Origin of the sequence: Micromonospora sp. NPDC007230 (genome assembly GCF_042869115.1) — a bacterium.
Classification (GTDB): domain Bacteria; phylum Actinomycetota; class Actinomycetes; order Mycobacteriales; family Micromonosporaceae; genus Micromonospora.
Genome location: NZ_JBIAFE010000024.1, coordinates 50,129 through 71,510 on the forward strand (window position 1 = coordinate 50,129; position 21,382 = coordinate 71,510).

Sequence of the window (21,382 nt, forward strand, 5' to 3'; positions counted from 1 at the left end):
CGGCGGTGCCCGGCGCGGGGGCATCCGGCAAGCCCGCCCGGCTCAGGCGATGACGGACGGCTCCCGCCACTGCGGGCGGCCGGCCCGGTCGAGGTCGTAGCGGACCGCGGCGAGCCGGCCGACGGCCTCCACCAGGTCGGCGGCGGGCAGCGTGAACGGCAGCCGCAGGAACCGCTCGAGGGTGCCGTCCAGGCCGAACCGGGGTCCGGGCGCCAGGCGTACGCCGGCCTCCTCGGCGGCCCGGGCCAGGGCGCTGGAGACCGGGCCGTCCAGCTCGACCCAGAGCGTCACGCCGCCGCGCGGCACGCTGACCCGCCAGTCGGGCAGCCGCTCGGCCAGCGCGCCGACCAGCGCGTCCCGCTGGGCGGCGAGCTGCGCCCGCCGCGCGGCCACGATGGTCGCCGCTTCGGCGAGCAGGTGCACCGCGACGAGCTGGTCGAGGACCGGGCTGGCCATGTCCACGCCGACCCGGGCGGCGGCCAGCCGCTGCACCTGCGGCGCGGACGCCCGGACCCAGCCGATCCGCAGGCCACCCCAGTACGGCTTGCTCATCCCGCCGATGCTGATCACCCGGGAGTGCCGGTCGAAGGTGGCGACCGGCGGCGGCAGCGGGGTGCCGTCCAGCGGCAGGTCCACGAAGGACTCGTCGATCACCAGGTCGGTCCCGGCGGCGTGGGCGGCGGCGACCAGCCGCTCGCGCAACTCGGCCGGCATCAGGTGGCCGGTCGGGTTCTGGAACTCGGGGATCAGGTACGCCAGCTTCGGCCGGGCCTGCCGGATGCTGCCCAGCAGCAGTTCGGCGTCCCAGCCGAGGTCGTCCATGGCGAGACCGTGGGTGCTGATCCGGGCCCGGCGGGCCGACAGCGCGGCGAGCGCGTTGGGGTAGGTCGGGGACTCCACCAGCACCCCGCCGCCCGGCGACAGGGCCAGCCGCAGCACCAGGTCCAGCGCGTGCTGGGTGCCGCTGGTGACCATGATCTGCTCCGGGCTGGTCGGCAGCCCCCGCTCGGTGTACGCCCGGGCCACCGCCTCGCGCAGCTCGATGATGCCGGTCGGGTGGTAGCCGGCCCCGCCCAGGTAGTGGGGCAGATCCTCGGTGGCCGCCCGGGCGGCCGGGACGAGCTGCGGCGGGGCGGCGAGCGCGGCCACCCCGAGGTCGATCATGTCCCGATCGTCCAGCGGGGTCCACAACCCGGTGCTGGCCACCCGGTGGGTACCGGGCAGCATGGTCCAGCTGCCGGCCCCGCGCCGGCTGGCCAGGTGGCCGCTCTCGCGCAGCTCCCGGTAGGCGGCGGTGACCGTGGTACGGCTGATCCGCAGCGCCTCCGCCAGCTCCCGCTCGGCCGGCAGGCGTACCCCCAGGGGGAGCCGGCCGTCGGCGAGCAGGCCGCGGACCGCGGCGGCGAGCGCGGCGTAGTCGGGGCTGCGTCGGCGGCCGGGCAGCGCGTGCCACTGGCCGAGGAGCCGAGCCAATTGGACACCGCGCACCTGACTCGTCATGGCCACCCCTCCGAAATTGGCTCTGTCGCGGGCGAGATTGGACCCTAGGGTGGCATGCATGGCACCGATTGGCAATTTCCGGTACCGGCCCGCCCGGCGACTGACCCAGCTCTACGCCGGGCTCACGCTCTACGGCGTCAGCATGGCCCTGATGATCCGGTCCGGCCTCGGCCTCGACCCGTGGGACGTGTTCCACCAGGGCCTCGCCCGGCAGACCGGGCTCTCCTTCGGCACGGTCACCATCGCGGTCGGCGCCCTGGTGCTGCTGCTGTGGATCCCGCTGCGGCAACGCCCCGGCCTCGGCACGGTCAGCAACGTGGTGGTGATCGGCCTGGTGGTGGACGGCACCCTGGCCCTCGTGCCGGCCGGCGGCGGCCTGCCGCTGCGGATCTGCCTGCTGATCGTCGGGATCGTCGCCAACGGCGCGGCCACCGGGCTCTACCTCGGGGCGGCCTTCGGCCCCGGCCCGCGCGACGGCCTGATGACCGGGTACGTCGCCCGCCGCCCCGGCCGCTCCATCCGGCTGGTCCGGACCGTCATCGAGGTGACCGTGCTGGCGCTGGGCTGGCTGCTCGGCGGCACGGTCGGCGTCGGCACGGTCGCGTACGCGCTCGCCATCGGGCCGCTCGCCCAGTTGTTCATCCCGCTCTTCGCGGTGCCCCCGCAGCAGTCGGAGGGTCCCGCCGTGGAACCGGCGGTGGGCCCCACGCCGCACCCGGCGGGCGAGGCGGCCTGAGCCGGGGTCACCACGCAGCGCCACCCGGCCCCGCCGACGGCCACCGGACGGGCCGGACCGCACCCCGGCTGAGCTGCGCCGACGGCCGGCGTCGAAACCAGGTGTTTTCTCCGCCGGCAACGCCGGGCATCATTCGTTCATGGGGGAGAACGGATGGCGCTGGACCGACGCCTGGATCTTCGTCTCGCTGGTGATCGCGAGCGGTGCCGGACGGCACCGCCGGGCGGCCACCACCCGGCGTCCGGAGGGTGTCCGCCTGGCTGACGTCCTCTCCACCGCCGACCACCTCAACCGGTCCATCCCCGAGCGGGACGAGGTCGAGGGAGCCGTCCGCCGGCTCCTCGGCGCGGGCCTGGTCACCGTCTCCGACGGCTGGTTCCGGCTCACCCCCGACGGCGAGCGGCTGTGGCGCACCCGGCCGAGCGCCGGGCTGGGGACCACCGTGGACACCGTGCAGGGCGTGCTGACCCGCCGGCACACGCCGGGCACGTCCGACTGGAGCCTCGCCGAGGACGACCACGCCGCCGCCGTCCAGGAGTACGTGGTCCGGTCGATCCCGATGCCGCGCCGTTCCCCCGAGGGCCACTCCGGCCGCCCCTGAACCCGCCGCCCCGTTTGGCCGCGCCAGCTCGGCGACCCCGGGCGGCATCCGGACCGGCCCGTGGGTGGGTCAGCGGACCGGGTGGCCGGCGGTGCGCAAGGCGTCCTTGACCTCGCCGACGGTCAGCTCGCCGAAGTGGAAGACGCTGGCCGCGAGCACCGCGTCGGCGCCCGCGCCGATCGCCGGCGGGAAGTGCGCCACCGCGCCGGCGCCACCGCTCGCGATCACCGGCACGTCGACGGCCGCCCGGACGGCCTGGATCAGCGGCAGGTCGAAGCCGGCCTTGGTCCCGTCGGCGTCCATCGAGTTGAGCAGGATCTCCCCCGCACCCAGCTCGGCGCCGCGCCGGGCCCACTCGACCGCGTCGAGGCCGGTGCCCCGGCGGCCGCCGTGGGTGGTCACCTCGAAGCCGCTCGGCGTGGTGCCGTCCGGCGCCCGCCGCACGTCGAGGGAGAGCACCAGCACCTGCCGGCCGAACCGGTCGGCGATCTCGGCGATCAGCTCCGGCCGGGCGATCGCGGCGGTGTTCACGCCGACCTTGTCCGCGCCCGCCCGCAGCAGCGTGTCGACGTCGGTGACCGTGCGTACGCCGCCGCCGACGGTGAGCGGGATGAAGACCGACTCGGCGGTGCGCCGGACCACGTCGAGAATGGTCCCCCGGTCGCTGACGGACGCGGTGACGTCGAGGAAGGTCAGCTCGTCCGCGCCGGCCCGGTCGTACGCGGCCGCCAGCTCGACCGGGTCGCCGGCGTCCCGGAGGTCGACGAAGTTGACCCCCTTGACCACCCGTCCGGCGTCCACGTCCAGACAGGGGATCACCCGTACCGCCACCGTCATGTCGCGAGCCTATCCTTCCCCGTTTCCGCCAGCGGCCGGCCTGTGAGGCCGGCCACGGTGCTGGCCGGGACCCTCCACTACCGGAGCCCTGGTGCAGGGGCCCCGTCCTGCCTCACAGCCGGACCAGCATCTTGCCCAGGTTCTCGCCGCGCAGCATGCCGAGGAACGCCGCCGGGGCGTGCTCGATGCCGTCGACCACCGTCTCGTCGTACGCGATCTTCCCGGCGCGCAGCCAGCCGGCCGTCTCCTGGACGAACTGCTCGCGCAGGTGACCGTGGTCGCCGACCAGGAAGCCGCGCAGGGTGAGCCGCTTGCCGATCAACAGCGCCAGGTTGCGCGGCGCGGCGGGCGGCTCAGTGGCGTTGTACTGGGCGATCATGCCGCAGATCGCGGCCCGGCCGTGCAGGTTCATCGCCCCGATCGCGGCCTCCAGGTGCTCGCCGCCGACGTTGTCGAAGTACACGTCGACACCGTCGGGCGCGGCGGCCCGCAGGGCGTCCCGGACCGGGCCGTCGTGGTAGTCGAAGGCGGCGTCGAAGCCGAGCGACCTGAGCCGCTCGACCTTGGCCGGCGAGCCGGCGCTGCCGACCACCCGGGCCGCGCCGCGCAGCTTGGCGATCTGGCCGACCATGCTGCCCACCGCGCCGGCCGCGCCGGAGACGAAGACGGTCTCGCCGGGCTTCATGGCGGCAACGTCGAGCAGGCCGGCATACGCGGTCAGCCCGGTCATGCCGAGCACGCCCAGGTAGGCGCTCAGCGGGGCGAGGTTCGGGTCGACCTGGCGGGCGGCTTTCGCGTCGACCAGCGCGTACTCGCGCCAGCCGAGGCCGTGCAGCACGGTGTCGCCGGGGGCGAACCCGTCGGCCTCGCTGGCCACCACCTCGCCGACCGCGCCGCCGTCGAGCGGGGCGTCGAGGGCGAACGGCGGCACGTATGACCTGACGTCGTTCATCCGGCCGCGCATGTACGGATCGACCGAGATGAACTGGTTGCGGACCACCAGCTGGCCAGGGCCCGGGGTGGGCACCTCGGTCTCCACGAGGCGGAAGTTGTCGGGGGTCGGCCAGCCCTGCGGGCGGGAGGCCAGGTGGATCTCGCGGTTGGTGCTCATGAGGAGAGGTACGCCTCCAGCTCCACCTCGACCAGCTGCTCCGGGTCGATCAGCCCGGCCACCACGACCATCGTCGCCACCGGGCGGACCGCCCCGAACACCGCGTTGTGGGCCCGGCCGACCTCGTCGGCGTGGCGCCGGTCGGTCACGTACATCCGGGTCCGGATCACGTCGGCCGGCTCGGCGCCCACCTCGGCGAGTGCGTCCAGGCCGATCCGCAGCGCCTGCGCGGTCTGGGCCGCGGCGTCCCCCACGTGCGCCACCTGCCCGTCGACCGTCGAGGTGCAGCCGGCGGTGATGGCCAGGTTCCCGACCCGGACCACCCGCGAATAGCCGAACTGGGCCTCCCATGGGCCACCGGAGCCGAGGCGGGTGACGACCGGGGAGGTCACGCCGCGGCCCGCAGCGTGGCCAGGGCCTCGGCGACGGTGAACGCCCCGGCGTAGAGCGCCTTGCCGGCGATCACGCCCTCCACGCCCACCGGCTCCAGGGCGGCCAGGGCGCGCAGGTCCGCCAGGGCGGAGACGCCGCCGGAGGCGATCACCGGCGCGTCGGTGCGGGAGCAGACCTCGCGCAGCAGGTCCAGGTTCGGCCCGCGCATGGTGCCGTCCTTGGTGATGTCGGTGACCACGTACCGGGAGGCGCCGGCCTTGTCCAGCCGCTCCAGCACCTCCCACAGGTCACCGCCGTCGCGGGTCCAGCCCCGCGCGGAGAGCGTACGGCCGCGCACGTCCAGCCCGATCGCCACCCGGTCGCCGTACTCGCCGCAGATCCGGTCGCACCACTGCGGGTCCTCCAGCGCGGCAGTGCCGATGTTGACCCGGGCCGCCCCGGTGCCCAGCGCCGCCTGCAGCGACTCGTCGTCCCGGATCCCGCCGGAGAGCTCGACCTTCACATCGAGCTGCCGGACCACCTCGGCGAGCAGGTGCGCGTTGGTGCCCCGGCCGAAGGCGGCGTCCAGGTCGACCAGGTGGATCCACTCCGCACCGTCGGACTGCCAGGCGAGGGCCGCCTCCAGCGGGTCGCCGTACGCGGTCTCGCTGCCGGCGGCGCCCTGCACGAGCCGGACGGCCCGACCGTCGGCGACGTCCACAGCGGGCAACAGGGTGAGGCTCACAGCACTTCTCCTCGCATCAGGTACGACGGTCCAGGGCGATCACCACGATCGCCGGCAGCACCAGCAGCAACAACACGACCAACGCCAGCCGCAGCGCCAGGTCGTCCACCAAGGTCCAGATGCCGGCCAGCGCCGCCCCGGTGAGCAGCACGATCGCCGCCCGCTCGCCCCGGGTGTGCCGCCTCAGCCGGCCGGTCCGGCCGCGCCGCAGCCGCGGCGTCAACCGGCGTACCAGGGCGCGCCGCCGCTCCCGGCGGGCCGCCCGGCGGCGGCGGACGGCACGCTCGGCCTCCAGTTGCGCCTCGCGGGCTTCCCGGCGGCGGGCCCGCTCCTTGCTCACCGGTCCACCGCCGCTCGCGACCGCGGGGCTCGCAAACCCGGCTCGCTCCTCGCGCTCACAGTGCAGTTCCTGGTTCGCGACTGCGGGGCTCGCAAACCCGGCTCACTCCTCGCGCTCACAGTGCCGCGAGCCAGTTGCGCAGCAGGGTGGCGCCGGTGTCGGCCGACTTCTCCGGGTGGAACTGGGCCGCCGCCAGCGGACCCCGCTCCACGGCCGCGACGAACTCGGTCCCGTGCTCGGCGGTGGTCACCGTCGCCCCGGCCGCGGCCAGCCCGGCGGTGTCCGTCACCCCGTACGAGTGGACGAAGTAGAACCGGGCGTCGGCCGGCAGGCCGGCGAAGAGCACCGAGCCCGCCGGCGGGCGGACGGTGTTCCAGCCCATGTGCGGCAACCGCTCGGCGGGCAGCCGGGTCACCCCGCCGGGCAGCAGACCGAGCCCCTTGGTCACCACGCCGTGCTCGTCGCCGTGCTCGAAGAGCACCTGCATCCCTACGCAGATGCCCAGCACCGGCCGGCCGGCTGCCACCCGCTCGGCGATGACCGGGCCGGCGCCGAGCGCCTCGATCCCGGCCATGCAGGCGGCGTACGCGCCGACACCCGGCACCACCAGGCCGTCCGCCTCGGCGGCGGCGGTCAGGTCGTCGGTCACGGTGACGTCCGCACCGGCCCGCTCCAGGGCGCGCTCGGCCGACCGCAGGTTGCCCGAGCCATAGTCGAGCACCACGATCCGCTTCGCTCGCCGTCGCTCGCTCATGCGCCGTCTCCGGGTAGCAGCCAGAGCAGCCCGCCGGCGGTGGCCAGGGCGGCGAGCAGCCCGGTGATCACCACGGCGCCGCGCGGCGCGCCCTGGCGGTAGAGCGACCACGTCCCGCCGACCAGCACCCCGGCCAGGATCAGCAGCAGCGTCGGCAGTGCCGCCCCCATCAGAGTGCGCCCTTCGTGCTCGGGATCGCCCCGGCGTTGCGCGGGTCGATCGCGGTGGCCTCACGCAACGCCCGGGACACCGCCTTGAACTGGGCCTCGACCACGTGGTGGGCGTCCGGGTGGCCGCCGGGACGGGCCGCCCGCAGCACGTCCACGTGCAGGGTGATCCGGGCCGCCTGGCCGAACGACTCCCAGATGTGCCGGGTCATGCTGGTCGGGTAGACCGGGCCGATGTACGGGGCGAGCGGCGGCTCGTCGTGCACCACGTACGGCCGGCCGGAGAGGTCGACCGCGGCCCGGACCAGGACCTCGTCCATCGGCACGGTGGCCGAGCCGTACCGCCGGATGCCGGCCTTGTCCCCCAACGCCTGGTCGACCGCGGCGCCCAGGGCGAGCGCGGTGTCCTCCATGGTGTGGTGGGCGTCGATCTCCAAATCGCCGACGGTGTGCACGGTCAGGTCGAAGCCGCCGTGCCGGGCGATCTGGTGGAGCATGTGGTCGTAGAAGCCGACACCCGTCTCGATGTCGGCCTTGCCGGTGCCGTCGAGGTCGATCTCGACGAGGACCTTCGTCTCCTTGGTGATCCGCTCCACCCGGGCGGTGCGCCTCATTGCAGGCCTTTCGGTCGCGACTGCGGGGCTCTTGCGCCGCACTTCCCGCGCGCTCACGAGAGCTTCTCCATCGCGGCGAGGAAGGCGTCGGTCTCGGCGGGGGTGCCGGCAGTGACCCGCAGCCAGCCGGGCAGGCCGACGTCGCGGACCAGCACGCCGGCGTCGAGCAGGGTGCGCCAGGCGGCGGTCTGGTCACCGCCCACCTCGAAGAGCACGAAGTTGGCGTCGCTGTCGGCGACCCGGTGGCCGCGGGCCCGCAGCTCGGCGACGATCCGGTCGCGCTGCTCCATGATCGCGGCGACCGTGCCGAGCAGGGCGTCGCGATGCGCCAGGGCCGCGCGGGCGGCGGCCTGGGTGAGCGCGGAGAGGTGGTACGGCAGCCGGACGAGCTGCACCGCCTGCACCACGGCCGGGTCGGCGGCCAGGTAGCCGAGCCGCCCGCCGGCGAACCCGAACGCCTTGCTCATGGTCCGGGTGACCACCAGCCGCGGGTGGTCGGGCAGCACGGCCAGCGCGCTCACCGTGCCGGGTCGGGCGAACTCGGCGTACGCCTCGTCCACGATCACCATGCCGGGCGCCTCGTCGAGCACCGCGGCGACCACGGCCGGGTCCAGCGCGGTGCCGGTCGGATTGTTCGGCGAGCAGAGGAAGACCACGTCGGGCCGGTGCGACCGGACCTGGGCGGCCGCCTCGTCGGCGGTGAGGCCGAAGTCGACGCCGCGGGCGGCCGGGATCCAGCCGGTGCCGGTGCCGAGCGCGAGCAGCGGGTGCATCGAGTACGCCGGGGTGAAGCCGAGCGCGCTGCGCCCCGGGCCGCCGAACGCCTGGAGCAGCTGCTGCTGGATCTCGTTGGAGCCGTTGGCCGCCCACACCTGGTCGACGGTGAGCCCGTGGCCCAGGTACGCCGCCAGGTCGGCGCGGAGCGCGACCGCGTCCCGGTCCGGGTAGCGGTTGAGGTCGCGCAGCTCGGCCGCGAGGGCCTTGGCGATGGCGTCCGCCACCGGCTCGGGCACCGGATAGGAGTTCTCGTTGGTGTTCAGCCGGACCGGCACGTCGAGCTGCGGCGCGCCGTACGGCCGCAGGCCCCGCAGGTCGTCGCGGATCGGCAGGTCGTCAAGCCCACTCATGCCGCCACCTCGCTTCGCTCGGGGCCGGCCGGCGGCCGGTGCGGGCTGAGCTCGCTGCGCTCGCTCACGAGCCGTCCCCCGGGAAGCGCGCGCTGACCGCCTGGCCGTGGGCCGGCAGGTCCTCGACGGTGGCCAGGGTGACCACGTGCGGAGCCACCTCGCGCAGCGCCTCCTGGCTGTATTCCACCAGGTGGATGCCGCGTAGGAAGGACTGCACGGACAGGCCGGACGAGTGCCGGGCGCAGCCGCCGGTGGGCAGCACGTGGTTGGAACCGGCGCAGTAGTCGCCGAGCGACACCGGCGACCAGGCGCCGACGAAGATCGCCCCGGCGTTGCGCACCCGCATCGCCCACTCGCGGGCCTGCGCGGTCTGGATCTCCAGGTGCTCGGCCGCGTACGCGTCGACCACCCGCAGCCCCGCCTCGAGGTCGTCGACCAGGACCACCCCGCTCTGCTCCCCGCGCAGCGCGGTGCCGATCCGCTCGGCGTGCTTGGCCGCCGGCACCTGCCGGGCCAGCTCCGCGTCGACCGCGTCGGCGAGCGCCACCGACGGCGTGACCAGCACGCTCGCCGCCAGGGGGTCGTGCTCGGCCTGGCTGATCAGGTCGGCGGCGACGTGCACCGGGTCGGCGGTGTCGTCGGCCAGGATGGCGATCTCGGTCGGGCCGGCCTCGGCGTCGATGCCGACCACGCCGCGCAGCAGCCGCTTCGCGGCGGTGACCCAGATGTTGCCCGGGCCGGTGATCATGTCGACCGGCGCGCAGCGCTCGGCGCCGTCCGGGTCGACGGTCGCGCCGTACGCGAGCATGGCCACCGCCTGGGCGCCGCCGACCGCGTAGACCTCGTCGACGCCGAGCAGCGCGCAGGCCGCGAGGACCCGCTGGTCGGGCAGGCCGCCGTTGTCCTTCTGCGGCGGGCTCACCACCACCAGCGAGCGGACCCCGGCCGCCTGGGCGGGGACGACGTTCATCACCACGGTCGACGGATACATGGCCAGGCCGCCCGGGACGTACAGGCCGACCCGGTCGACCGGCACCCAGCGCTCGGTCACCGTGCCGCCCGGCACCACCTGGGTGGTGTGGTCGGCGCGGCGCTGATCGGCGTGGACCTTGCGCGCCCGGGTGATGGACTCCAGCAGGGCGGCACGCACCTGGGGGTCGAGGCCGGCCTCCGCCGCGCGGATCGTCTCCACCGGCACCCGCAGGCGCTCCGGGGAGATGCCGTCGAACCGTTCGCTTGCCTCCCGGATCGCCGGGTACCCATGCTCCCGGACCGCCTCCACCAGGGGGCGGATCCTCTCGACGGCCACCGAGACGTCGAGCTGGGCACGGGGCAGCAGCCGGCGCGGGTCGCGCACGACGCCACGCAGGTCGATCCGGTTCAGCACCCTTGCGAGTCTAGGCCGCCGCCTCGGAGCCGACCCGCGCCGCCCGCAGGCCGGGACGGTGAGCCGGGACACGCGGGATGGTGCCCGCTCCGACTACCCTCGGACGCGTGACCGCACGGCTGCCGGTGTTCCCGCTCGGGACGGTCCTGTTCCCTGGGCTGGTCCTGCCGCTGCACATCTTCGAGGAGCGCTACCGGGCGCTGGTGCGCCACCTGGTCGGGCTGCCGGAGGGCGCGCCCCGGGAGTTCGGGGTGGTGGCGATCCAGGCCGGCTGGGAGGTCGCCGCCGGGCCGCCGGGCCGGCCGACCCTCGGCGGCGGGCAGGTCACGCTGCACGAGGTGGGCTGCACCGCCGAGCTGCGGCAGGTCACCGAGCTGGCCGACGGCGGGTTCGACATCGTCACCGTGGGCCGGCGGCGGTTCCGCATCGCCGGCGTCGACGCGGGCGCCACGCCGTACCTGACCGCCGAGGTGGAGTGGCTGCCCGAGCCGGCCGGCACCGACGAGGTGGCCGACCTGCTGGCCGCCCGGGTGATCTCGGTCTTCCGGCAGTATCTCGGGCTGATCCGGCCGGACCCGCAGGAGATCTCCGAGCAGCTGCCGGAGGATCCCACCGTGCTGTCGCACCTGGTCGCCGCGACCGCCGCGCTGACCGTCGCCGACCGGCAGCGGCTGCTCGCCATCGACGACACCGCCGCCCGGCTCCGGGCCGAGCTTCAGCTGCTCCACCGGGAGGCGGCGCTGCTGCGCGAGGTCCGGGCGGTGCCGGTGCCGCTCAGCGAGCTGGCGGGTCCCCCGGTGCCGAACTGAGCTCCGGGCCGTCCGGCGGCCAGCCGCCGTCCAGCTCCGGCTCCGGGCGCAGCGACGGCCAGCGCGACCAGCCGGCCAGCAGGGTGTACGTCACGGCCGCGCCGAACGCGGGCAGCAGCAGGTTGCCGTACGGCACGGGCAGCAGCCCGAGCAACCAGTCGATCCCGCCGGCCCGCAGGTCGGCGGGCTTGGTGAAGACCGTCCCGTCCGGCGCGGTGGCCAGCAGCCGGTGGTAGGTGCCGAGCCCGATCCGGCGGCCGACCTGCCAGGCCACCAGTGCGGCGCCGAGGCCGCCGAGGGTCCCGGCGAACAGGCCGACCGGGCCGCGCCGGCCGCGCAGCAGGAGCCACAGCGCGATCGCGGCGAGCACCCCGAAGCCGAGCCCGAGGAGGCTGAACCAGCCGTCGGCGGCGATCGGCTGCTCCGGCTGCGGGGTGGCGTAGATGGCGCCGTCGGCGGTCTTCTGCACCGGGGTGCCGGGGGCCACCCCTGCCCAGAGCAGCCCGAGGGGCGCGCCCAGCACGGCCAGCAGGACCGCAGCGGCGAGGGTGGTCCGGACCACCTTGAGCCGGCCACCGCCGCCGGCGGCCACCGGGGTCTCCCCGGGCTCGGCACCGACCACGCCCGGATGCCCGGCGTGCGGGTCCGCGCCGGGCGCGGTCACGGCGTCGGCCGGCCGGGCCCCGTCGGACGTGTCCGCCGGCTGGTCGGTGGCCGGCTCGGGTCGGGAGGAAGGCTCCGGTCCGCCGGACGGACGTGCGGCGTCGTCGGGCGCGCCGGCATGGTCGGCGGCCCGCTCGGGATCAGGGGTGTCCGGACTCACCCGGTGATCCTCTCAGGCGGCGGGCCGGCGCGGGGCGGCGGTGGCGGTCAGCGGGCGAACGGCTCCAGCATCACCGCGACGGCCTTGAGCCACGCCTGCCGGGTCTCCGTCTGGAGCTGGTGGTAGTCGATCGAGGAGCCGGTCTCCAGCGCCGGGTCGTAGGGCACCACGGTGACCGCCCGGGTCCGGGTGGCGAAGTGCCGTTCCAGGTCGTCCTGGATCGAGGTACGTCTCGGCGTCGGGCAGGAGATCAGGGTCACCGCGTTGTCGGCCAGCTCGCCCATCCCCACCTCGTGCAGCAGGTCGAGCATCCAGTCCGCGCTGAACGCGGCGTCCTCGCGGGGCACGGTGGTCACCACGAGCTGGTCGGCGGCCTGCATGACGGTACGCCAGTTCGGGCTCTCCACGTTGTTGCCGGTGTCCACGCAGACCACCTCGTGGGTACGGCGCAGCAGCTCCAACACCCGCTTGACGGTGAACTGGTCCAGCCGCTGGGCGAACCGGGGGCTCTCCTCCCCGGCCAGCACGTCGTACGAGCCGTCCGAGGCGTGCCGCAGGTAGTCGTCGAGGTGCTCCAGCAGGGTGGCGCCCTCCAGGATCTCGATCTGGGCGAGATCGTGGATCAGGTGCCGGATGGTGCGGGCGTGCCGGGCGCTGCCGGCCCGCAGGCCGAGGGTGCCGCGCAGCTCGTTGTCGTCCCAGGCGAGGACGCCACGGCCACGGACGCTGCCCACGGTCGCCGCGGCGAGCACGGTCGCGGTGGTCTTGTGCACCCCGCCCTTGGGGTTGGCGAAGGCGAGCACCCGGGGGCGGCCCAGCTCGCGGCGGAGCACACCGACGGCCCGCTCCACCTCGTCCTCCGGCTTCGAGGCCCGCCACTCGACCCGGGCCGGCTCGACCCGGGCCGGGTAGCCCTCGACGGGCGGCTGCTGCGCGGGAACAGGCGGGGGCGGCGCCGGCGGCTGGTGGCTCTCCGGCCGGTAGCGGCCCCGGTCCAGCAACGCGTACCGGGACTCCACCGGCGGCGGTTCGGGCCGGTAGCCGGGCTCCGGCAACCCGTACCGGGGCTCGACTGAGGCGGTGCCCCGGCCGCGTGGCTCCGGGTCCGGGTGGCCCGGCTCCGGCTCGGCGCGGTACGTCGGCTCGGCCCGCCAGGACGGCTCGGGACCGTCCGGGTGACCCGGCTCCGGCTCGGCGCGGTACGTCGGCTCGGCCCGCCAGGACGGCTCGGCGCCATCCGGGTGGCCCGGCTCCAATTCGGCGCGGTACGTCGGCTCGGCCCGCCAGGACGGCTCGGGACGGTGGTCCGCCTCGGCGCGGTACGGCGGCTCGCCGCCGTACCCCGGTTCGAGGCGGTGGGCCGGCTCCACCCGGTAGGTCGCCTCCACCCGGTAGGGCGGCTGCTCGGCGCCGTACGGCGGCTCGGCGGGACGCCCGACGGCCGGTGCCCGGCCGGTCCAGCCGGCACCGGCGCTACGCCGCGGCAGCGGTTCGGCGGCGGGTGGGGGCTCCGCGGGACGGTGGTCGGCGTCGATCTGCTCCGCGCCACGGCCGCCGTGTCGGGCCCGGTCGAGCAGCGCCCGCCACCGCGGTGCCGGCTCAGCCTGCCGACCCCAGCCGGTTTCGCTGCCGTCCAAGGCTTCGTCCTCCCCAGCCGTCGATCTCCGCCTGACAGGCTACGAACGAAACCCTATTCAAACCACACCCCCGCGCGCACATCCCCCCGGTGGCCCTCCTCACCGTCGCTCCGGACGACGGCCGCCGGCGACCACGTCTCAGGAGGTGGGAGCGGGGTTCGGGGATCCCGGGCCGGCGGCCGGGCCGCCGGAGGACGGTGTGGACCCGGGCACCGTCGGTGCGGCTTCCGACGAATCGCCCAGTGCGCCGGCGCCGGGGGTCGGGTCGGCCAGCCCGGTGTCGACCGGCGGCCGGGCCACGTCCCGCTGCTCGGGCAGCGGTGGGGTGAACACCGTGCGGTCCAGCCGGCGCACCTCCGGCGCCGGGTCGACCACCCGTACGCCGGGGCGGGTGGCCAGGGCCCGCAGCGCCGCCGGGGCGTCCCGCACCACCACGGCGTACACGCAGGCGCAGCCCGACCGGTAGCCGGCCGCCTCCTCGGCCGAGACCGCCGCTCCCGTGTCGTACACCCGACGCAGCTCGGGATCGGCGGAGGCGGCCGGGGCGGCGGCGCGCGCCCGGTAGTCGGCGGCCTCCCGGTCCTTGCGGGCGGCCACCTCGGCCATCCCGGCGACCACGTCGTCCGGCACCCGCAGGGCGGCGATCCGGACGATCTCGGTCTGCCGCCCGGGCAACGGCACCCGGGCGACCACCGCCGAGACCGGCGTCGCGCCGAGCGCGCTGGCCAGCTGCGCCGGCGTCAGGTACGTCGCGAACGAGACCAGGGCGTAGTCGCCCGGCCCGGGGTCGGCCGGCCCGAGCGCGGCCAGTTCGGCGGAGGCGGCGCGCAGATAGGCCGGGATGGCGTCGCCCTCCGCCACCCCGACCCGGGTGACCTCGCCGACCGTGCGGTCGCCCACCGGCTCGCGGCGACGGTCCCAGACGGCGGCGACCAGCACCGCCAGCGCGCAGGCCAGCGCGATCCAGGTGAGCAGGCCGGACCGCGTCGGACCGCGCCGGGGCGGATGCGGCGGCGGTACGTCGGTGGGCGGGCTGCTCGTCGGGCGGTCCATAACGGCGGGTCAGTCGCGGAGGGTCTCCAGCGCCCGGGCCAGGTCGTCCGGGTAGTCGCTGACGAAGGTGACCTCCTCGCCCGTCCGTGGGTGCAGGAAGCTCAGCGAGCGGGCGTGCAGCCACTGCCGGGTCAGCCCGAGGCGGGCCGAAAGGGTGGGATCGGCGCCGTAGGTGAGGTCCCCCACGCAGGGGTGCCGGAGGGTGGAGAAGTGCACCCGGATCTGATGGGTGCGCCCGGTCTCCAGCTTGACGTCGAGCAGGCTGGCCGCCGGAAACGCCTCCAGGGTGTCGTAGTGGGTGACGCTCGGCTTGCCGCCGGAGACCACCGCCCAGCGGTAGTCGTGGTGCGGGTGCCGGTCGATCGGGGCGTCGATGGTGCCGCGCAGCGGGTCCGGGTGGCCCTGCACCACGGCGTGGTAGCGCTTCTCCACCTCGCGGTACTTGAAGGCCCGCTTCAACGCGGTGTACGCCGGCTCGCTCTTGGCCACCACCATGACCCCGGTGGTGCCCACGTCGAGCCGGTGCACCACGCCCTGCCGCTCGGCGGCGCCGCTGGTGGAGATCCGGTGGCCGATCGCGGCCAGCGCGCCGATGACCGTCGGCCCGGTCCAGCCGGGGCTCGGGTGGGCGGCCACGCCGACCGGCTTGTCCACCACCACGATGTCGTCGTCGGCGTGGACCACGGTCAGGCCCGGCACGGCCTGCGGCACGACGGTGGGCGGGGCGGCCGGCGCGGGCAGGGTCACCTCCAGCCAGGAGCCCGCCTTGACCTTGTGCGAGTTGGGCCGTACCACGCCGTCGACCAGCGCGTCCCCGGCGTCGACCAGGGCCGCGGCGGCGGTCCGGGAGAGCCCGAACAGCCGGGACACGGCCTGGTCCAGCCGCAGGCCCTCGAGACCGTCCGGAACGGGCAGCGACCGGTGGTCGCCGCCGGTGGCGAAGACAGAGGTCACGCCCGCTCCCGCTGCTCGCCGCCGGTGGCCGTCCCGGCGGCGTCCGCCGGCTGCGCCGACCGGGCGCCGGCCCGGCTGCCGTCCCGCTGCCGGCCGGTCAGCTCCAGCAGCACGGCCAGGATCACCCCGCAGACCAGGGAGCTGTCGGCCAGGTTGAACACCGGCCAGACCTGCCCGTACGGGTCGAACAGGCTGATCATGTCGACCACGTGGCCGACGAAGTGGCCGGGGGCCCGGAAGATCCGGTCGGTCAGGTTGCCGAGCGCCCCGCCGAGCACCAGCCCGAGCGAGACGGCCCAGGGCAGCGAGCGCAGTCGCAGCGCCATCCAGCCGATCCAGGCGATCACGCCGATGGTGATCAGCGGGAAGACCCAGGTGTGGTCGGAGCCGATGCTCCAGGCCGCGCCGCTGTTGCGGGTGAGGGTGAGGTAGACGGCGCCGCCGAGCAGGGACACCGGCCCCCGGCCGGTCAGCTCCGAGAGGGCGAGCTGCTTGGTGGCCAGGTCGGCGAGCAGCGCGAACAGGGCGACGCCGAGGAGGATCCCGATCGCCCTGCGGCGGGACACCCCGGCGCGTGACTCAGCGGTGCCGGACCCGGCGGGCGGTGCTGCGGTCATCTGCTCCCCATCGACGCTTTCGACGGTGACCCTCACCGTCTCCGTTCCGCCGGGGAGCGGACCTCAGCGCCGCTCCTCCAGCTGCTTGCAGGTCACGCAGAGGGTGGCCGACGGGAACGCGGCGAGCCGCTCCACCGGGATCGGGTTGCCGCACCGCTCGCACCAGCCGTACCCACCCTCGTCGAGACGCTCCAGGGCGCGCTCGACCTGCGTGATCCGCTCCTTGATGCTGTTGGCGAGGGAGATCTCCTGCTCCCGCTCGAACGTCTTGGTGCCGGTGTCGGCCTGGTCGTCCCCGGCCGAGTCGGTCAGCCGATCGCGCTGCAGCTCGGTGATCTCGCTCAGCGTCTGATCGTACTCGGCGTTGAGCTCGTCCCGCCGCGCCGCCAGCGCGGCCCGGATCTTCTCGGTCTCCGCCGCGCTGCGGGTGGCCTTCGCCACCGGCTTGCGGCCGGCGGTCCTGGTGTCGGCTGGCTTCGCCATCGTCAGCTCCCTTGGCCGCGTGCCGCGGCGGTCGGCGGTGTCCGGGCAGGGGACACCGGCGTGGGTGTCCCCCCAGTTGCAAAACGGGCGCACGGCGACCAGGGCCGTGCACTCCGGAGGGTGGCAAGAATACGGAACGTACAGGCGTCCGACAACGTGCCGCACCGTCGCACCGCGATTCAGCCCCGAACAGCCACCAATCGGGGCAAAAGGAACGCTAGCAGATCATCCGTCCCGGTCCTCGCCGTACTCGCCAAACCAGCGGGCCAGTCTCCCGCGCCGGCTCACCGCACGCAGCCGTCGCTCCACCTCGTCGCGGACCTCGGCCGTGGCGACGATCAGCAGGCTGTCCCCGACCTTCAGCCGGGTGTCCAGGCCGGGCACGAAGCCCGCCCCGTCGCGCAGCACCAGGGTCACCGAAGCGCCCACCGGCAGCCGCAGCTCGTCCACGTGCACCCCGCCCAGCCGGGACCCCGGGGGCACCTCGACCTGGAGCAGGTCGGCGCGCATCCGTTCCAGCGGCGCCGTCTCCACGCGGATCTCGGCCGCCTCGGCCGGCGCGGTCACCCCGAGCCGGCGGGCCGCCGGGGCGAGGGTCCCGGCCTGGAGCAAGGTGAAGATCACCACCAGCACGAAGACCGCGTCGAAGAGCCGTTCCGCCCCCGGCACCCGGGCCGACAGCGGGATGGTGGCCAGCACGATGGGCACCGCGCCGCGCAGTCCGGCCCAGGACAGGAAGAGCTGCTCGCGCGGGCGGATCCGGAACGGCAGCGCGGAGACCGCCACCGACAGCGGGCGGGCCAGGAGCAGCAGCGCCAGCCCGGTGACCACGGCCGGCAGCACCGCCGCGTCCAGCCGGCTCGGCGAGACCAGCAGGCCCAGCAGGACGAACAGGCCGATCTGCGCCAGCCAGGCCAGCCCGTCGGCGAAGCCGAGGATGGCCTGCCGGTGCGGCAGCCGGGCGTTGCCGAGCAGCACGCCGGCCACGTAGACGGCGAGGAAACCGGAGGCGTGCAGCACCGCGCCGGCCGCGTAGGCCAGCACCGTGAAGCCGACCACCGCGATCGGGTACAGGCCGGCCGAGGGGAGCGCCGCCCGGCGCAGCGCGTACCGGCCGGCGATCCCGGCGGCCACCCCGACCGCGGCGCCGACGCCCAGCTCGTACCCGACCAGGAGCACCTCGTACCACCACGGGTGGGCGGCCGTCGCCCCGCGGGAGAGCAGCAGCACCACGATCACCACGGGGGCGTCGTTCATGCCCGATTCGGCCTCCAGCGTGGCCACCAGGCGGGGCGGCAGGCGCAACCGGCGCAGGGTGGCGAAGACCGCCGCCGCGTCGGTCGAGGAGAGCACCGCCCCGTAGAGCAGGGCCAGCCGCCAGTCCAGCCCCAGCAGGAGGTGCACCACGAGCCCGACCACCAGGATGCTGACCAGCACGCCGACCGTGGAGAGCGCGGCGGCCATCCCGAGCACCGGACGCAGTGTGCTCCACCGGGCGCTCAACCCGCCCTCGGCGATGATCACGATGAGGGCGCTGAACCCGAGCACCCGGGTCAGCTCGACGTCGTGGAACCGGATGCCCAGCCCGGCCTCGCCGATCGCCACGCCCAGCGCGAGGTAGACCAGCAGACTCGGCACGCCGAGCCGGGTGGAGACGCGCACCGCGCCCACGGCCACCAGCAGGACGGCCGCGCCGAGCAGCAGCGCGAGATCGAGCCCGGGGGTCATCCGCGGCCGGCCCGGGCGGTCCTCACTCGGCCGATCCGTCGCGCAGCCGACGCAGCACGTCGGGCAGCCCGGCGGCCGGGCGCTCGACCAGGAAGAGCTTGTCCCGGCTGGCCGCGCCGGCGCGCAGGGAGACCGCCGCCGGCCGGACGCCGAGGGCGTCGGCCAGGGCTCGGCGGGCGGCCTCGGTGGCGCGCCCGTCCACGGCGGGGGCGTGCACGGCGATGACCAGAGCCGGCCCGTGCGGGCCGTCGAAGCGTCCGCCGACCCGGGCCCGGGCAGCGCCGGGCTTCACTCGGACGGCGACGGTGAGCGGGGCATCCATGGTCATCCCGGTCGGCCCGGCCGGGCGTCGGCGAGCAGGACGGTGGCCGGCGCGCAGCGGGCGCAGGGGGTGAAGCCGAGCCCGACCGCCTCGGTGACGGGCAGCGGTTCGTCGTCCCGGCCGACCAGATGGGGGCAGCCGGGCAGGTGGAAGCGGGGGTGGCCGTCGACCACCCGGACCTCGGCGTCGAGCCGGGCCAGCCGGGCCACGTCCGCCGCCGGCAGGTCCTGCGCAGGCGGGTCACCGTCGAACGGGCCGTCGGCGGCCGGCGAGGTGGGTGCCGGGGCGTCCGGCACGGGCCCGGCCTCGTCGGCCGACGGCTCGCGGGGGACGGGCGGGGCGTACGGGTCGCGCGGCGAGTATGCGGTCGGCGGCGCCTCGTCCGGATCGGTCACCGGCGACTCGGGTGGTTGCCGCCACCCGGGTCCACCGGTGCCGACCGTCGACGGGATGTGCTGGACCGGGATCTCCGGCTCCCCGACCCGGGCGCCGAACGGCGGGCCGGTCCGGGTGCGGTTGCGCGGCCCGGCCACCCGGTCCGCCGTGGCCCGGGTGGCGGCCGCCTGGCGGGCGCCCGCGACGAGGGCGACGGCGGCCAGCAGGCTGACCGCGATGGAGGTGATCAGCAGCGGGCTGGACCCGTTGGCCAGCCCGGCCACCAGGAGCACGACCGCGACGAGGATGAGCAGGATGCTGGCGACTATCACGGCTCACCCCCGCCGCGTCGTGTCGGTCTGCGCGGCCGGCGGCCGTCGTACGGACGGCCGCCGGCGACGGGATCAGCGGCCGGACTCGATGGAGCCCGCGCGGCTGCCGCCGTAGGAGCCGGCGAGGCCGGCGGCGGCGAGGCCGTTGCTGCCCCCGCCGGAGCGGACGCTTTCGGTGCGGTTCATCTCGGCCTCCAGGCCCTGGCCGCGGCCGTCGAGGTCGCGGAGCTGGCTCTCCAGGTACGCCTTGAGGCGGGTGCGGTACTCGCGCTCGAACTGCTTGAGCTCCTCGATGTGCTTCTGCAGCGCGGTGCGCTTGGCGTCCAGGCCGCCCATGGCCTCCTGGTGCCGCTGGCGGGCGTCCCGCTCGAGGGCGTCGGCCTTGGCGCGGGCCTCGCGGGTGACCTCCTCGGCCTTGGTGCGGGCCTCGGAGAGCAGCTGGTCCGCCTCGCGCCGGGCGTCCGAGACGTGGTCGTCGGCGGTCCGCTGGGCCATCATCAGCACCCGCAGCGCCTGCTGCTCGCCGTCACCGCCGGCGGCCGGACCGCCCTGGGCACGGACCTGCTCCAGCTCGGCCTGCATGGCGCGCGCGGCCTGGTCGGCGGCCGCCTTGTCGCGCTGCACCCGGTCGAGCTGCGCCTTGACGTCGTTGAGCTCGGCTGCGAGCCGGGCGTCACCGCCGGGGCCGGCGGGGGCGCCACCGCGGCCGCCGCGCTCCACCTGGGCGCGCAGCTCGTTGTTCTCCTCGATCAGACGGGCGAGCTCGCGCTCGACCTCGTCCAGGAAGGCGTCGACCTCCTCCTCGTCATACCCCCGCTTACCGATCGGCGGCTTTTTGAAGGCGACGTTGTGGACGTCGGCCGGGGTCAGCGGCATCGAAACTCCTCGGGTCAGTTGCGGCCGCGAAAGCGCGCTGGTCAGGCGAAAGACCTGATCAGCGGATCTAACACGAACTCCATCAGCACGAACAGGATAACCAGGAGCACAAGGGAGGCCAGGTCGATGCTCACGGTACCAATTCGCAGCGGAGGGATCACACGCCTCAACGCCCGCAGAGGCGGATCAGTGACGCTCCACACCGATTCGAGTCCCGCCGACGCTCCCCGGCCCGGTTGCCAGCGGCGACCGTATGCCAGAACGGCGCCAAGGACAAATCGGGCCAACAGTACAAGCAGGAACAGAAAAAGGAGCAGATACAGCACCTGGAACAGAATCGACAACACGGCAGGCGACGTCCCTCGGTCGGGCTAGCTCAGGCTGAAAAAGCCGCCCTCAGCGATCTTGGCCTTGTCCTCCGCGGTGACCTGGACGTTGGCCGGTGAGAGCAGGAACACCCGGTTGGTCACGCGCTCGATCGTACCCCGGAGCCCGAACGCGAGCCCGGCGGCGAAGTCGACCAGCCGGCGCGCGTCCGCCTCGTCCATCTCGGTGAGGTTGATGATCACCGGCACCCCGTCGCGGAAATGCTCGCCGATGGTCCGCGCCTCGCGGTAGGTGGTCGGGTGCAGGGTGGTGATCTGGTAGCGCTGCTCCTCCTCGGCCGCCACCGCCCGCTCGCGGGGCTGCACCTGCGGGGCCAGGGCCAGGTTGTCCCGGGTGTGGTAGGTCAGCGCGCCGGAGCTCTCTCCGGCGCCCGAGCGGGTGATCGACCGGACGCTGGACCGGTCGGCGCGCTCCGGGCGCTCGACGTCGGCCCGGTCGGCGTCGCCGCCCCGGCTCGAGGCGCGCTCGCTCAGCCTCCCGCGGTCACCCAGCCGGGTACGGGCCGCCGGCGGCTCCTCGGGCTCCTCGTCGTCCTCGTCGGCAAACTCCTCGGAGTACCGGCTCGACCGGTAGCGCGAGTCCCGGTAGCCACCCTTGTCGTAGCCACCGTCCTCGTAGGCCCGGTCATCGTCCTCCTCGACGAGCCCGAGCCAGACCCCCGCCTTGCGCAGTGCACCCATCCCCGCGCCCTTCCG

General features: G+C 75.2%; 26 protein-coding genes. 3 read left to right on the plus strand and 23 right to left on the minus strand.

Going from position 1 to position 21,382, the window contains the following annotated elements:
- Positions 1–42: 42 nt before the first annotated feature.
- On the minus strand, positions 43–1,500 hold the full coding sequence (locus tag ACFYML_RS28015; RefSeq protein ID WP_387423469.1) for a PLP-dependent aminotransferase family protein: 1,458 nt from the start codon (positions 1,498–1,500) through the stop codon (positions 43–45).
- 58 nt (positions 1,501–1,558) lie between these two features.
- Here ACFYML_RS28015 and ACFYML_RS28020 point away from each other — a divergent pair, with 58 nt between their 5' ends.
- Together ACFYML_RS28020 and ACFYML_RS28025 are read left to right on the plus strand one after the other, a co-directional pair.
- Positions 1,559–2,236 (plus strand): YitT family protein, encoded by a 678-nt coding sequence (locus ACFYML_RS28020; RefSeq protein WP_387423470.1) that lies wholly within the window; start codon positions 1,559–1,561, stop codon positions 2,234–2,236.
- A 139-nt stretch (positions 2,237–2,375) separates the two neighbouring features.
- Positions 2,376–2,837, plus strand: a complete 462-nt coding sequence (locus ACFYML_RS28025) for a hypothetical protein (RefSeq protein ID WP_387423471.1) — start codon at positions 2,376–2,378, stop codon at positions 2,835–2,837.
- Between the two features lie 69 nt (positions 2,838–2,906).
- Here ACFYML_RS28025 and hisF read toward each other — a convergent pair whose 3' ends face one another.
- The 10 genes from hisF to hisD form a co-directional block, all read right to left on the minus strand.
- On the minus strand, positions 2,907–3,674 hold the full coding sequence (gene hisF / locus ACFYML_RS28030; protein ID WP_387423472.1) for an imidazole glycerol phosphate synthase subunit HisF: 768 nt from the start codon (positions 3,672–3,674) through the stop codon (positions 2,907–2,909).
- Positions 3,675–3,786: 112 nt separating this feature from the next.
- Positions 3,787–4,785 (minus strand): NADP-dependent oxidoreductase, encoded by a 999-nt coding sequence (locus ACFYML_RS28035; protein ID WP_387423473.1) that lies wholly within the window; start codon positions 4,783–4,785, stop codon positions 3,787–3,789.
- Entirely contained in the window at positions 4,782–5,177 is a 396-nt protein-coding gene (locus ACFYML_RS28040; RefSeq protein ID WP_387423474.1) for a RidA family protein, read from the minus strand. Before ACFYML_RS28040 ends, ACFYML_RS28035 begins: the two co-directional genes overlap by 4 nt.
- Complete coding sequence (priA, locus tag ACFYML_RS28045; protein WP_387423475.1) at positions 5,174–5,902, minus strand: bifunctional 1-(5-phosphoribosyl)-5-((5-phosphoribosylamino)methylideneamino)imidazole-4-carboxamide isomerase/phosphoribosylanthranilate isomerase PriA; 729 nt, start codon at positions 5,900–5,902, stop codon at positions 5,174–5,176. Before priA ends, ACFYML_RS28040 begins: the two co-directional genes overlap by 4 nt.
- 16 nt (positions 5,903–5,918) lie before the next feature.
- Complete coding sequence (locus ACFYML_RS28050) at positions 5,919–6,242, minus strand: hypothetical protein (protein ID WP_387423476.1); 324 nt, start codon at positions 6,240–6,242, stop codon at positions 5,919–5,921.
- 115 nt (positions 6,243–6,357) lie between these two features.
- Entirely contained in the window at positions 6,358–6,996 is a 639-nt protein-coding gene (gene hisH / locus ACFYML_RS28055; protein WP_387423477.1) for an imidazole glycerol phosphate synthase subunit HisH, read from the minus strand.
- On the minus strand, positions 6,993–7,166 hold the full coding sequence (locus ACFYML_RS28060) for a hypothetical protein (RefSeq protein WP_198940227.1): 174 nt from the start codon (positions 7,164–7,166) through the stop codon (positions 6,993–6,995). Before ACFYML_RS28060 ends, hisH begins: the two co-directional genes overlap by 4 nt.
- The gene (hisB, locus tag ACFYML_RS28065; protein ID WP_357435210.1) at positions 7,166–7,777 is read right to left on the minus strand and encodes an imidazoleglycerol-phosphate dehydratase HisB; all 612 of its coding nucleotides are present in this window, start codon (positions 7,775–7,777) and stop codon (positions 7,166–7,168) included. The genes ACFYML_RS28060 and hisB overlap by 1 nt, the downstream gene beginning before the upstream one ends.
- 53 nt (positions 7,778–7,830) lie before the next feature.
- Positions 7,831–8,904, minus strand: a complete 1,074-nt coding sequence (locus tag ACFYML_RS28070; protein ID WP_387423478.1) for a histidinol-phosphate transaminase — start codon at positions 8,902–8,904, stop codon at positions 7,831–7,833.
- A 64-nt stretch (positions 8,905–8,968) separates the two neighbouring features.
- On the minus strand, positions 8,969–10,291 hold the full coding sequence (gene hisD, locus ACFYML_RS28075; protein WP_387423479.1) for a histidinol dehydrogenase: 1,323 nt from the start codon (positions 10,289–10,291) through the stop codon (positions 8,969–8,971).
- Positions 10,292–10,398: 107 nt separating this feature from the next.
- On the opposite strand from hisD, the gene ACFYML_RS28080 reads away from it, so the two are divergent.
- Positions 10,399–11,100 (plus strand): LON peptidase substrate-binding domain-containing protein, encoded by a 702-nt coding sequence (locus tag ACFYML_RS28080; protein ID WP_387423480.1) that lies wholly within the window; start codon positions 10,399–10,401, stop codon positions 11,098–11,100.
- On the opposite strand, the gene ACFYML_RS28085 is transcribed toward ACFYML_RS28080, so the two are convergent.
- The 12 genes from ACFYML_RS28085 to ACFYML_RS28140 all read right to left on the minus strand — a co-directional run bounded on the left by ACFYML_RS28085 (position 11,066) and on the right by ACFYML_RS28140 (position 21,367).
- Positions 11,066–11,923 (minus strand): DUF2567 domain-containing protein, encoded by an 858-nt coding sequence (locus ACFYML_RS28085; protein WP_387423481.1) that lies wholly within the window; start codon positions 11,921–11,923, stop codon positions 11,066–11,068. The two genes, ACFYML_RS28080 and ACFYML_RS28085, sit on opposite strands and share 35 nt — an antisense overlap.
- A 47-nt stretch (positions 11,924–11,970) precedes the next feature.
- Complete coding sequence (locus ACFYML_RS28090) at positions 11,971–13,560, minus strand: ATPase (protein WP_387423482.1); 1,590 nt, start codon at positions 13,558–13,560, stop codon at positions 11,971–11,973.
- Positions 13,561–13,698: 138 nt separating this feature from the next.
- Complete coding sequence (locus tag ACFYML_RS28095) at positions 13,699–14,613, minus strand: hypothetical protein (RefSeq protein ID WP_387423483.1); 915 nt, start codon at positions 14,611–14,613, stop codon at positions 13,699–13,701.
- A 9-nt stretch (positions 14,614–14,622) separates the two neighbouring features.
- Positions 14,623–15,567 carry an RluA family pseudouridine synthase gene (locus ACFYML_RS28100; RefSeq protein WP_387423484.1) on the minus strand — a complete coding sequence of 315 codons (945 nt, stop codon included), beginning with the start codon at positions 15,565–15,567 and terminating at the stop codon, positions 14,623–14,625.
- Positions 15,564–16,184 (minus strand): signal peptidase II, encoded by a 621-nt coding sequence (lspA, locus tag ACFYML_RS28105; RefSeq protein WP_357435200.1) that lies wholly within the window; start codon positions 16,182–16,184, stop codon positions 15,564–15,566. Before lspA ends, ACFYML_RS28100 begins: the two co-directional genes overlap by 4 nt.
- Positions 16,185–16,247: 63 nt before the next feature.
- The gene (locus ACFYML_RS28110; protein ID WP_018785248.1) at positions 16,248–16,667 is read right to left on the minus strand and encodes a TraR/DksA C4-type zinc finger protein; all 420 of its coding nucleotides are present in this window, start codon (positions 16,665–16,667) and stop codon (positions 16,248–16,250) included.
- 225 nt (positions 16,668–16,892) lie between these two features.
- Complete coding sequence (locus ACFYML_RS28115) at positions 16,893–18,395, minus strand: potassium/proton antiporter (protein WP_387423485.1); 1,503 nt, start codon at positions 18,393–18,395, stop codon at positions 16,893–16,895.
- A 22-nt stretch (positions 18,396–18,417) separates the two neighbouring features.
- The gene (locus ACFYML_RS28120; RefSeq protein WP_148796578.1) at positions 18,418–18,723 is read right to left on the minus strand and encodes a DUF167 domain-containing protein; all 306 of its coding nucleotides are present in this window, start codon (positions 18,721–18,723) and stop codon (positions 18,418–18,420) included.
- Positions 18,720–19,424 (minus strand): hypothetical protein, encoded by a 705-nt coding sequence (locus tag ACFYML_RS28125; RefSeq protein WP_387423486.1) that lies wholly within the window; start codon positions 19,422–19,424, stop codon positions 18,720–18,722. The genes ACFYML_RS28120 and ACFYML_RS28125 overlap by 4 nt, the downstream gene beginning before the upstream one ends.
- Positions 19,425–19,496: 72 nt before the next feature.
- Positions 19,497–20,300 carry a DivIVA domain-containing protein gene (locus ACFYML_RS28130; RefSeq protein ID WP_387423487.1) on the minus strand — a complete coding sequence of 268 codons (804 nt, stop codon included), beginning with the start codon at positions 20,298–20,300 and terminating at the stop codon, positions 19,497–19,499.
- Between the two features lie 41 nt (positions 20,301–20,341).
- Entirely contained in the window at positions 20,342–20,647 is a 306-nt protein-coding gene (locus ACFYML_RS28135) for a YggT family protein (protein ID WP_357435191.1), read from the minus strand.
- A 24-nt stretch (positions 20,648–20,671) separates the two neighbouring features.
- Positions 20,672–21,367 (minus strand): cell division protein SepF, encoded by a 696-nt coding sequence (locus ACFYML_RS28140; protein WP_387423488.1) that lies wholly within the window; start codon positions 21,365–21,367, stop codon positions 20,672–20,674.
- Positions 21,368–21,382 lie beyond the last annotated feature (15 nt).

Coding starts and splice junctions, on each gene's coding strand:
- ACFYML_RS28015 (WP_387423469.1), bottom strand. CDS start 1,500: ATGACGAGTCAGGTGCGCGGTGTCCAATTGGCTCGGCTCCTCGGCCAG.
- ACFYML_RS28020 (WP_387423470.1), top strand. CDS start 1,559: ATGGCACCGATTGGCAATTTCCGGTACCGGCCCGCCCGGCGACTGACC.
- ACFYML_RS28025 (WP_387423471.1), top strand. CDS start 2,376: ATGGGGGAGAACGGATGGCGCTGGACCGACGCCTGGATCTTCGTCTCG.
- hisF (WP_387423472.1), bottom strand. CDS start 3,674: ATGACGGTGGCGGTACGGGTGATCCCCTGTCTGGACGTGGACGCCGGA.
- ACFYML_RS28035 (WP_387423473.1), bottom strand. CDS start 4,785: ATGAGCACCAACCGCGAGATCCACCTGGCCTCCCGCCCGCAGGGCTGG.
- hisH (WP_387423477.1), bottom strand. CDS start 6,996: ATGAGCGAGCGACGGCGAGCGAAGCGGATCGTGGTGCTCGACTATGGC.
- ACFYML_RS28060 (WP_198940227.1), bottom strand. CDS start 7,166: ATGGGGGCGGCACTGCCGACGCTGCTGCTGATCCTGGCCGGGGTGCTG.
- hisB (WP_357435210.1), bottom strand. CDS start 7,777: ATGAGGCGCACCGCCCGGGTGGAGCGGATCACCAAGGAGACGAAGGTC.
- ACFYML_RS28070 (WP_387423478.1), bottom strand. CDS start 8,904: ATGAGTGGGCTTGACGACCTGCCGATCCGCGACGACCTGCGGGGCCTG.
- ACFYML_RS28095 (WP_387423483.1), bottom strand. CDS start 14,613: ATGGACCGCCCGACGAGCAGCCCGCCCACCGACGTACCGCCGCCGCAT.
- lspA (WP_357435200.1), bottom strand. CDS start 16,184: ATGACCGCAGCACCGCCCGCCGGGTCCGGCACCGCTGAGTCACGCGCC.
- ACFYML_RS28110 (WP_018785248.1), bottom strand. CDS start 16,667: ATGGCGAAGCCAGCCGACACCAGGACCGCCGGCCGCAAGCCGGTGGCG.
- ACFYML_RS28115 (WP_387423485.1), bottom strand. CDS start 18,395: ATGACCCCCGGGCTCGATCTCGCGCTGCTGCTCGGCGCGGCCGTCCTG.
- ACFYML_RS28120 (WP_148796578.1), bottom strand. CDS start 18,723: ATGACCATGGATGCCCCGCTCACCGTCGCCGTCCGAGTGAAGCCCGGC.
- ACFYML_RS28130 (WP_387423487.1), bottom strand. CDS start 20,300: ATGCCGCTGACCCCGGCCGACGTCCACAACGTCGCCTTCAAAAAGCCG.
- ACFYML_RS28140 (WP_387423488.1), bottom strand. CDS start 21,367: ATGGGTGCACTGCGCAAGGCGGGGGTCTGGCTCGGGCTCGTCGAGGAG.